We start from the raw sequence: 9,646 nt of genomic DNA on the forward strand, positions 1-9,646 counted from the left end.
AATGTCGTCGAACGCGCTCACGGAAATGCATGCCCGGGTGTTGCCTCCCACACACCGAGGGAAATGCTGGGAGTGATCCGCTGAGTGATCCCCCGAGCTCGAGCCGAGGAGCCGTGATGCACGACGACCGACCACTGGTGGAGGGGCGCCTGGACCGCGCGCTGCGCCAGTTCATCAGGCCCGCCCAGTACACGGCCCGGGTGCCGCTCACCCTCTCCGCGTGGCGCACCCCCGGTGAGCCGGTGCCGGTCGCGGAGGCGCTGGCGGGCACCTACGAGCCGTTCACCACCGGCACGGACTGGGGCAGTCCGTGGTCGACCTGGTGGTTCCGGCTGGAGGGCACGGTGCCCGAGGGCTGGGCGAGGCGGCGGGTGGAGGCCGTCATCGACCCGGGCTTCACCGACGACGCCCCGGGGTTCCAGGCCGAGGGGCTGGTGTACGACGCGGAGGGGGTGCCGATCAAGGGAATCCATCCGCGCAACCGCCACATCCCCGTAGCGGCCCCCGCGGCCGGTGGTGAGCCCGTACGGCTGCTGCTGGAGGCCGCCGCCAACCCGTCCGTACTGCGCGACGGCTTCATTCCGACCCGGCTCGGCGATGTGCTGACCGCCGGGGACGAGCCGCTGTACCGTTTCGCCTCGGCCGAGCTGGCCGTCCTCGACGAGACCGTCTGGCATCTGGTCCTGGACATCGAGGTGCTCTCGGAGCTGATGCACGAGCTGCCGGAGGACCGGCCGCGCCGCCATGAGATCCTGCGCGCCCTGGAGAACGCGCTGGACGCGCTCGACCTCCACGACGTCCCCGGCACCGCGGCCGCCGCCCGCGCCGAGCTCACCGACGCGCTCGGCCGTCCCGCGCACTCCAGCGCGCACCGCATCTCGGCGGCCGGGCACGCCCATATCGACTCGGCGTGGCTGTGGCCGCTGCGCGAGACGGTGCGCAAGGCGTCCCGCACCTTCGCCAATGTCACCGCGCTCGCGGGCGAGTACCCGGAGCTGGTCTTCGCCTGCTCACAGGCGCAGCAGTACGCCTGGGTCAAGGAGCACCAGCCGCATATCTGGGAGCGGATCAAGAAGGCGGTGGCGGACGGCAACTGGGCGCCGGTGGGCTCGATGTGGGTCGAGTCGGACGCCAATATGCCCGGCGGTGAGGCGCTGGCCCGGCAGATCGTGCATGGCAAGCGGTTCTTCCTGGAGGAGCTGGGTGTGGACACCGAGGAGATCTGGCTGCCGGACTCCTTCGGCTACACGGCCGCCTTCCCGCAGCTCGCCAAGCTGGCGGGGGTGAGGTGGTTCCTCACCCAGAAGCTGTCGTGGAACCAGTCCAACAAGATGCCGCACCACACCTTCTGGTGGGAGGGCATCGACGGCACCCGGGTCTTCACCCACTTCCCGCCGGTGGACACCTACAACGCCCGGTTCAGCGCCTCCGAACTCGCCCATGCCGAGAAGAACTTCGCCGACAAGGGGCTGGCCACGCGCTCGCTGGTGCCCTTCGGCTACGGCGACGGCGGTGGCGGCCCCACCCGCGAGATGCTGGAGAAGGCGCGGCGGCTCGCCTCCCTGGAGGGCTCGCCGACCGTCGAGATCCAGCCACCTTCGGCGTTCTTCACCGAGGCCGAGCGGGAGTACGGGGCCAAGGCGCCGGTGTGGTCGGGCGAGCTGTATCTGGAGCTGCACCGGGCCACGTACACCACCCAGGCCAAGACCAAGCAGGGCAACCGGCGCGGTGAGCATCTGCTGCGGGAGGCCGAGCTGTGGGCCACGGCCGCCGCGCTGCACACGCCCGGCTACGCCTATCCGTACGACGAGCTGGACCGGATCTGGAAGACGGTGCTGCTGCACCAGTTCCACGACATCCTGCCCGGCTCGTCGATCGCCTGGGTGCACCGCGAGGCACGGGACGCCTACGAGATGGTGTTCGCCGAGCTGGAGGAGATCATCGCGGGGGCGGTGGCCGCGCTGGGCGGCGGCGGGCCCGCCGTGCTCAACGCCTCGCCGTACGAGCGCGAGGAGATCGCCGTCCTGGACGCGCGGACGGCGGCCGCCCTGCCGTCCGGGGCCCCGGTCCAGCCGCTGGACGAGGGCCGTACGGCGGTCGCGGTGCGGGTCGCCGGGCTGGGCGCGGCACCCCTGGGGACCGCCCCGCAGGCACCCGCCGCCGGCGGCGCACCCCATGGGGCACCGCCGGTGACCGCCCTGAGCGACGGCCAGTCCATCGTCCTGGACAACGACCGGCTGCGGGTGACCATCGACGCCGAGGGGCTGCTCACCTCGGTGCTGGACCTGGACGCGAGCCGTGAGGTGCTGGCCCCCGGCGCCCGCGGCAACCTCCTCCAGCTCCACCCCGACCACCCCAACCACTGGGACGCCTGGGACATCGACCGGCACTACCTCCGCAGCCACACCGATCTGACCGACGCCGAGTCCGTGGAGCTGATCGAGTCCGGTCCGCTGCGTGCCACGGTCCGGGTCATACGGTCCTTCGGCGCCTCCCGCATCACCCAGGAGCTCACGCTGGCCGCGGGCAACCGTCGCCTCGACATCGCCACCGAGGTGGACTGGCAGGAGTCGGAGAAGGTCCTCAAGGCGGCGTTCCCGCTGGACATCCACGCCAAGGTGTCCACCGCGGAGATCCAGTTCGGCCATGTGGACCGCGCCACCCACACCAACACCAGCTGGGACGCGGCCCGGTTCGAGATCTGCGCCCACCGCTGGCTGCGGGTCGCCGAACCCGGGTACGGGGCGGCGGTGCTCAACGACTCCACGTACGGCCACGATGTGACCCGTACGGCGCATGGCAGGGGTGAGGGCACGGACGCGGGCGCGGACGGGGACGCGGGCGAGGGCGAGGTGCTGGGCACCACCGTGCGGCTCACCCTGCTGCGCGCCCCGCACAGCCCCGACCCGGAGACCGACCTGGGCGTCCACCGCTTCCGCTACGCCCTGCTGCCGGGCGCGGGCGTCGCCGAGGCGGTCGCCGAGGGGCTCGCCCTCAACCTGCCGCTGCGCACCCTCCCCGCCGGACCGGCCGAGCGGGCGCCGCTGGTGTCCGTGGACAACCCCGCGATCACGATCGAGTCGGTCAAGCTCTCGGAGGACCGCAGCGGCGATGTGGTGGTGCGGCTGTACGAGTCCCAGGGCGGCCGGGCGGCGGGCACGCTGGTCACCGGTTTCCCGGTGCTCGGGGCGGAGGTGACGGACCTGCTGGAGCGCCCGCTGCACGAGGCGGCCACGGGCCCGGGCGGGCTGACCCTGGCACTGCGCCCGCACCAGATCCTGACGTTGCGGCTGCGGCCGGTGCGATGAGGGACTGAGGCGGGGGCTGCGGCCTGACGGCTACACGACGGGCGGTCGTCCAGAGCGAGTCAGCTCGACGACCGTCCGCCAGCTCATGGGTGCCCGCGTGCCGTGGCCGCCGCGCAGCCCTTCGCGTAACCCGCTCAGGGAGGCGCGCAGGGCTGCGCGGTCCCGGAATCGCCACAGGGTCAAGGCGAGCCAGGTGGCGAGGTTGAAGGGGATGAGAACCCGGGGGAGGTTCCGCCTGGCGAGCCAGACGCGGTTGCGGGCGTTGAGGCGGTAGAAGGTGGCATGCCGGGCCGGGGTGGTCGCCGGGTGATGAACGATGACGGCGGGCAGGTACAGGCCGGTGTAGCCGCGGTTCCACAGTCGCCAGGCCAGATCGATGCCTTCGTGGAAGAGGAAAAAGTGACCGGGCCAGCCCCCGGCTGCCTCGAAGGCGGAGCGGCGGATGAGCACGACACCTTCGGCCATGACGGTCACGGTGCCTGCCCGAGTGGGGTCGGAGGCTCGCAGCCGGGGCACCCAGCGGCGCTGGGTGAGGCCGCTGTCGGGGTCGGTGATGCGGGGCTGTACGTACGCGAGCCGGGCGTCGCGGTCGAGTTCGGCGGCGAGCTTGGCCAGCGCGTCCGTGGACGGGAGGACCGCGTCGTTGTCGAAGAAGAACAGGTAGTCGCAGTCGTCGGTGACGGCGGCGGCGCCGACGTTGCGGCCCTCGGGGATCCCGACGTTCTCCGGAAGTGCGGCGGTGCGCACCCCGGCGGGGACCTGGGCAGGGCGGCAGCCGTTGCCGACGACCACCACGTCGAGGTCGATGCCCTGCTGAGCCAGCAGGGAGGCCATGGCCCGAGGGAACTCCTCGGGCCGGTCGTTCATGGTCAGCACCACCGCGCCGACCTTGGGGCGCGAGGCGCCAGCGGTCACGGAAGGGTCCTCACTACGTACGGGTCACCTCGTGTTCGAGTGACAGTCACCAGGGCGTCACTGTCAGCTCATGCAGCCTACTGGGCGCCGATCGCCTGTGGCAGCGCGTTGGCCATCGAGCCATGGGTGAAGGAGCCGACCATCCGGCGGCGGCCGTTGGGGGACAGATAGCGGGCGGCCCACACATTGCACATCCCGGTGTCCACGGTGAAGATCGCGTCGTCGGCGGCCTCCTCGTCCAGCACCGACGCCACGAACTCCGGGTGGATCGGGATGTGCTTGTCGACCCTGCGGGTGTACGCCTTGACCACGCCCTCCAGCGCGCCGGCGTGCTTCTTCAGCATGCGGTCGAGGAAGCGGCGGTCGGTCTTGGGGTGCACCTTCGGCGTCAGACAGCTCAGCGTCTCCCGGACATCGCCCCAGACGGCGAGGTCCAGCTTGGAGCGGCGGCCGAGGTGTTCGGCGCGGACGTCCACCTGCACGGTCCGCACATCGGCGGGCAGAAAGGCGCCGTACGGGAAGTCGGAGGTGCGTATCTCGATGCCACAAGGAAGCCCCGCCCGGCGCCACGGGGAAGCGCACGGACGGGGCCGTTGACGGGTGCTGGCTGACCTACGAGACGACGCCCGTTCCATTGCACCTGCTACACGGGACGGCATACATCGCGCCGTCCTCACCGACAAGCACAGTCGCCGAGAGTCGGGGCCGAGATCGATGAGGCGATCCCCACCGGCGTCGGCGTCCGGCCCAGCAGCCACAGGCATCATCCGGGAGTGCTGACGGCGCCTGGAACCGACTCGCGAACCGGACTACGTCGACCGCACGAGGATTCACCCATTGCGACACAGTGACCACCTCCTGTAGCCGAGAGTACGTGCCGCGCCTCGGGCTGTCAGCGCGTCAACTCAGTTCGGGCCCGTGTTGCCGCAGTCGCCGGTGCATGTGCCCTCGCCACCGGGCTCACTGTGCTCACATCCGGCCGCGACCGGGATGCTCTGGTCGGTCGGCGCCAGCCACAGCGCGACATCCACGGTGAACCCCGCCTGGACGATCAGTTCCTGGGTCCGAGTCAGCTCGCCCGCGTTGTGGCGGGACCGGTCCGGCGGCTCCGGCATGTGATGCACGAAACGGCCGAACCCCTCGCACAGCTCGCTGTAGACGCGGGTGTGGAGGATGAGGGCGTGCCAGCCCTCGTCGACCACCCGGGACGGGCGAAGCCGGGCATCCGGGAAAGCGGCGCAGGTCGCGGTGAACTTGACGGCCTCGTCGACGATCCGCTCGGCCATACCCGGCTCCATGCCGGGATTGTTGTCCAAGACAGTCCGGATCACTCCGGCCCGCTTGGGTCGTTCCAGTAACGCAGTAACGTTGCCCATGCGCGTGCCTCTTCTCTGTGAGTGGTGCGCTGCCCTCGTCCCGGTCACCGGCCTCCAACCATCCGACCGGGGCGAGGTTGCGTGCGGCCCCCGCCCCTCATCCCGTCGCACGTCACCGGGACTCGAGGCGGGGACCACGGTCCGAAAGGAGCCGACCAAGGTACTTACGGACCGCTTCCTACCTGCCAGGCGTTCCAGCACCCAACAGGTAGGGGCATTATGCGGGAGCCTCCGAGATGTACTCCGATGACGTTCGGAGGCCCCCGCCGCTCCTCGCCCCTTCTGCCGCTGGGGCAGGGGAAGACGAGGAAGTCATCGGGCGGGATGTGAAGGCGGCTGCTCTTCGCTGTCGGGTGGCCGGCTGTACCGTCGCAGCAGACGCTGCCTAGCCTCAGCGACCATGATCAGGTCGGAGAGGGCGAATTGAAGCAGCTTGATCACGGCATGCGCGTCTTCGAGGCTCGTCGACGACTCCGCCAGATACCGCGACGATGCCCTGATGGCCACCCGCCCCCGGTCCTCGAACGACACCGCAGCCTCGCGGGGCGCCATGGCCGCGACGCGCTTGACCGCTTCCCGTCGCGACAGGTAGTCGACGCCCCGGCCAGGGGCCAGGCTCATGCCGTCGCCCCGTCATGCCGGACCAGCGTCGCACCCGGGCCGATCTGCTTCCCGCTAGCGCGAAGCCGACGCATAGTCACGTCTCGGGAATTCCCAGAAGCTTGCTCGTCACTGACGGCCACGCAGACGCCTCCAACGTGGCCGACTGTCTGCCGCAGCGTGTTGCGCGCCGCCTCGTCGAACGCGATCCGGTGCCAGTTGGCGACGAGACAGACGATCCGCCGCCCCTGGCCCTCATGTTCCATCGCGGCGACCATGCCCGTCCAGAACGTCCGTCGCAGGGCAACCGCGTTGGACCCCCGGTCCACCCACTGTCCCGCGACTGCCCACCCCCGTTCGCGTGCGAACTGACGGCAGGTGAGGATCCGGCCATCCGCCGAATCCTTCTCGGTGACCTCACGGTCATAGATGAATACGAGGGTCGGCTGCGTTGCGTCGCTGTCCATGCACATACTGTCGCCGCCTTGACAGGACGTTTGAACCTCCCAGGTCGGGACAGCCAGGACAACTTCGCGCTATGGTCCCAAGCGTCCCAAACGTCCGAGGGAGGAACCTTGAACGAGTCCCTTCGAGATGCTATGGCCAAGGCGGAGGTAACTCCTGGTCGCCTCGCTCGTATGGTGGGGGTGTCCACCAAGACCGCAGAGCGATGGCTGAAGGATCCGATCCGGGCTCCACACCCCGACACGCGGGCCGCCGTCGCCAAGGCGTTAGGAGTCGATGAGGGCATGCTGTGGCCGAAGGCAGCCAGATCGGTTGTCAAGACGGGGGCTAGCCGCGAAATCATCCAAGCCTATCCATACCGAAACGCCTGCCCTACGACCGTGTGGGGGCAGTTGATCGACGCTGCGGCGCACTCCATCACCTTTGCCGGGTACACCAACTACTTCGTGTGGCAGGAGCAACCGCGCCTCGTCGATCGGCTGGCGGCAAAAGCCGCGTCTGGCTGCTCGATCCGCTTCCTGGTCGGTGACCCGGACTCCGCCGTGACGCGGCGTCGGGAGGAGATCGAAGGCGTTCCGCTCACCGTCGGGACGCGTATCCGGATCACGCTTGACGCGCTGTCGAAGCTACAGGAGCACACGGGCGTTGATGCCCGGTTCAGTGATGAGCACATTGCCCTGTCGGTGTTCAGCTTCGACTCCGAAATGCTGGTGACCCCGCACCTGTCGAGCCTCCTTGGCCACGAGTCCCCGATGTTGCATATCCGACGGTTGGGCGACGACGGTCTGTACGACCGGTTCGCCGGCCACGTGTCCGCGCTCTGGGAGGGCGGACGGCCCGTCTGGGAGTAGCCCTGGAAACGCAAGGCAAAAAGCCTCCGCCGCAGGACAAGTGCGCCCGCCTGGAGCGCTACCGACACGTTCCGGGAGCGGAGAGGATCAGGGGCGCGGTACGTTGCGGAGGTTCGAGCGGGCCATCTGGAGCATCTTGCCGACGCCCCCGTCCAGCACCATCTTGCTGGCCGAGAGCGCGAAGCCGGTCACCATCTCCGCCTTGATCTTGGGCGGGATGGACAGCGCGTTGGGGTCCGTGACGATGTCCAGGAGCGCGGGCCCCTTGTGGTGGAGTGCGGCGCGCAGCGCGGACCGCAGGCGCTTGGGTTTCTCCACCCGCTCGCCGTACACCCCGGCGGCGCGGGCGATCTGCGCGAAGTCGGGGTTGTGGTAGCCCGTGCCGTGTGCGGGCAGGCCCGAGACCAGCATCTCCAGCTCGACCATGCCCAGCGCGGAGTTGTTGAACAGAATCACCTTCACCGGCAGGTCGTACTGGACGAGGGTGAGGAAGTCGCCCATCAGCATGGTGAATCCGCCGTCGCCGGACATCGAGATCACCTGGCGGCGGCGGTCCATGAACTGGGCGCCGATCGCCTGCGGCAACGCGTTGGCCATCGAGCCGTGGGTGAAGGAGCCGATCATCCGGCGGCGGCCGTTGGGGGACAGATAGCGGGCGGCCCACACATTGCACATCCCGGTGTCCACGGTGAAGATCGCGTCGTCGGCGGCCTCCTCGTCCAGCACCGACGCCACGAACTCCGGGTGGATCGGGATGTGCTTGTCGACCCTGCGGGTGTACGCCTTGACCACGCCCTCCAGCGCGTCGGCGTGCTTCTTCAGCATGCGGTCGAGGAAGCGGCGGTCGGTCTTGGGGTGCACCTTCGGCGTCAGACAGCTCAGCGTCTCCCGGACGTCGCCCCAGACGGCGAGGTCCAGCTTGGAGCGGCGGCCGAGGTGTTCGGCGCGGACATCCACCTGCACGGTCCGCACATCGGCGGGCAGAAAGGCGCCGTACGGGAAGTCGGTACCGAGCAGGATCAGCAGATCGCATTCATGGGTGGCCTCGTACGCCGCGCCGTAGCCGAGCAGACCGCTCATGCCGACGTCGTACGGGTTGTCGTACTGGATCCACTCCTTGCCGCGCAGGGCGTGCCCCACCGGCGCCTTCAGCAGCTCGGCGAAGGCCATCACCTCCTCGTGCGCCCCGGCGCAGCCCCGGCCACAGAAGAGCGTCACCCGCTCCGCCTCGTTGACCATACGGGCGAACCGGTCGATCTCCGCGTCGCCCGGGCGCACGGTGGGCCGGGACGTCACCAGGGCGTGCTCCTCGGCGCGCTCGGGCGCCGGGCGGGCGGCGATGTCGCCGGGGAGGGCGACCACGCTGACCCCGCTGCGGCCGATCGCGTGCTGGACGGCGGTCTGCAGGACGCGGGGCATCTGCTGAGGGTGGGAGATCAGCTCGCAGTAGTGGCTGCACTCCTGGAACAGCCGCTCGGGGTGGGTCTCCTGGAAGTAGCTGGTGCCGATCTCGCTGCTGGGGATGTGCGAGGCGAGCGCGATGACCGGGGCCATGGAGCGGTGGGCGTCGTAGAGCCCGTTGATCAGATGGACGTGCCCGGGGCCACAGGAGCCCGCGCAGGCGGCGAGGGACCCGGTGAGCTGCGCCTCGGCACCGGCGGCGAAGGCGGCGGTCTCCTCGTGCCGCACCTGGATCCAGTCGATCGCGGCGTTGCGGCGGACCGCGTCCACCACGGGGTTGAGGCTGTCGCCGACCACGCCGTACAGCCGCCGCACACCGGCGCGCACCAGGATGTCCACGTATTGCTCCGCCACGGTCTGCTTGGCCATCGCGCGCCCTCATCCCTTTCGTCCTGGGTCGATGGGGTGGGTGACGGTTGTCCGCCACCTTGCACCTTTCGTCCATCAACCCATGGACGGCGCGCTTACGCCTCCCAGACGGCGGCAGCCGTACGGTCGTCGGCGTAGCCCTTCACCCCGGTCTGGGCGTCGGCGAGGAACGCGGCGAGACCCGGCGCCTCCGCGGTGTCCCAGCGTTCGGCCAGGCGATCGGCGAGGGCGGCCTCGCCGCGCAGGGGTTCGGCGAGGCCCGCGCTGCACAGCAGAAGGGTGTCGCCCGGCCGGGCGACGG

Annotated in this window: 7 protein-coding genes and 2 pseudogenes; 2 read left to right on the forward strand and 7 right to left on the reverse strand. The window is 70.0% G+C overall.

From position 1 onward, the window contains the following. Window positions 1-116: 116 nt before the first annotated feature. A complete protein-coding gene (locus GWI24_RS33605; protein WP_210949836.1) occupies window positions 117-3,308 on the forward strand; it encodes a glycoside hydrolase family 38 C-terminal domain-containing protein in 3,192 nt (1,063 codons plus the stop codon). A 30-nt stretch (window positions 3,309-3,338) separates the two neighbouring features. On the opposite strand, the gene GWI24_RS33610 is transcribed toward GWI24_RS33605, so the two are convergent. From GWI24_RS33610 to GWI24_RS33630, 5 genes and pseudogenes are all read right to left on the reverse strand, one after another. After that, entirely contained in the window at window positions 3,339-4,223 is an 885-nt protein-coding gene (locus GWI24_RS33610; protein ID WP_210949837.1) for a glycosyltransferase family 2 protein, read from the reverse strand. 80 nt (window positions 4,224-4,303) lie between these two features. Next, a pseudogene (locus GWI24_RS33615) lies at window positions 4,304-4,750 on the reverse strand (thiamine pyrophosphate-dependent enzyme); the annotation flags it as partial. A 378-nt stretch (window positions 4,751-5,128) separates the two neighbouring features. Next, window positions 5,129-5,509, reverse strand: coding sequence for a hypothetical protein (locus GWI24_RS33620; RefSeq protein WP_247617223.1), 381 nt, complete (start codon window positions 5,507-5,509; stop codon window positions 5,129-5,131). 402 nt (window positions 5,510-5,911) lie between these two features. Beyond that, on the reverse strand, window positions 5,912-6,220 hold the full coding sequence (locus GWI24_RS33625; protein ID WP_210949839.1) for a hypothetical protein: 309 nt from the start codon (window positions 6,218-6,220) through the stop codon (window positions 5,912-5,914). Then, a complete protein-coding gene (locus GWI24_RS33630; RefSeq protein WP_210949840.1) occupies window positions 6,217-6,666 on the reverse strand; it encodes a hypothetical protein in 450 nt (149 codons plus the stop codon). Before GWI24_RS33630 ends, GWI24_RS33625 begins: the two co-directional genes overlap by 4 nt. 171 nt (window positions 6,667-6,837) lie before the next feature. Here GWI24_RS33630 and GWI24_RS33635 point away from each other — a divergent pair, with 171 nt between their 5' ends. Beyond that, a complete protein-coding gene (locus GWI24_RS33635) occupies window positions 6,838-7,515 on the forward strand; it encodes a hypothetical protein (protein WP_308344174.1) in 678 nt (225 codons plus the stop codon). 87 nt (window positions 7,516-7,602) lie between these two features. On the opposite strand, the gene GWI24_RS33640 is transcribed toward GWI24_RS33635, so the two are convergent. Together GWI24_RS33640 and GWI24_RS33645 are read right to left on the reverse strand one after the other, a co-directional pair. Further along, entirely contained in the window at window positions 7,603-9,345 is a 1,743-nt protein-coding gene (locus GWI24_RS33640; protein ID WP_210949841.1) for a pyruvate dehydrogenase, read from the reverse strand. A 95-nt stretch (window positions 9,346-9,440) separates the two neighbouring features. Continuing rightward, window positions 9,441-9,646, reverse strand: a pseudogene (locus tag GWI24_RS33645) (hypothetical protein); the annotation flags it as partial.

Origin of the sequence: Streptomyces sp. MK37H, assembly GCF_018035285.1 — a bacterium.
Taxonomy (GTDB): Bacteria; Actinomycetota; Actinomycetes; order Streptomycetales; family Streptomycetaceae; genus Streptomyces; species Streptomyces endocoffeicus.

Bases quoted from the DNA above. Each gene is read 5' to 3' on its own strand.
- GWI24_RS33635 (WP_308344174.1), top strand. From the start codon at position 6,838: ATGGTGGGGGTGTCCACCAAGACCGCAGAGCGATGGCTGAAGGATCCG.
- GWI24_RS33620 (WP_247617223.1), bottom strand. From the start codon at position 5,509: ATGGCCGAGCGGATCGTCGACGAGGCCGTCAAGTTCACCGCGACCTGC.
- GWI24_RS33605 (WP_210949836.1), top strand. From the start codon at position 117: ATGCACGACGACCGACCACTGGTGGAGGGGCGCCTGGACCGCGCGCTG.
- GWI24_RS33625 (WP_210949839.1), bottom strand. From the start codon at position 6,220: ATGAGCCTGGCCCCTGGCCGGGGCGTCGACTACCTGTCGCGACGGGAA.
- GWI24_RS33640 (WP_210949841.1), bottom strand. From the start codon at position 9,345: ATGGCCAAGCAGACCGTGGCGGAGCAATACGTGGACATCCTGGTGCGC.
- GWI24_RS33630 (WP_210949840.1), bottom strand. From the start codon at position 6,666: ATGGACAGCGACGCAACGCAGCCGACCCTCGTATTCATCTATGACCGT.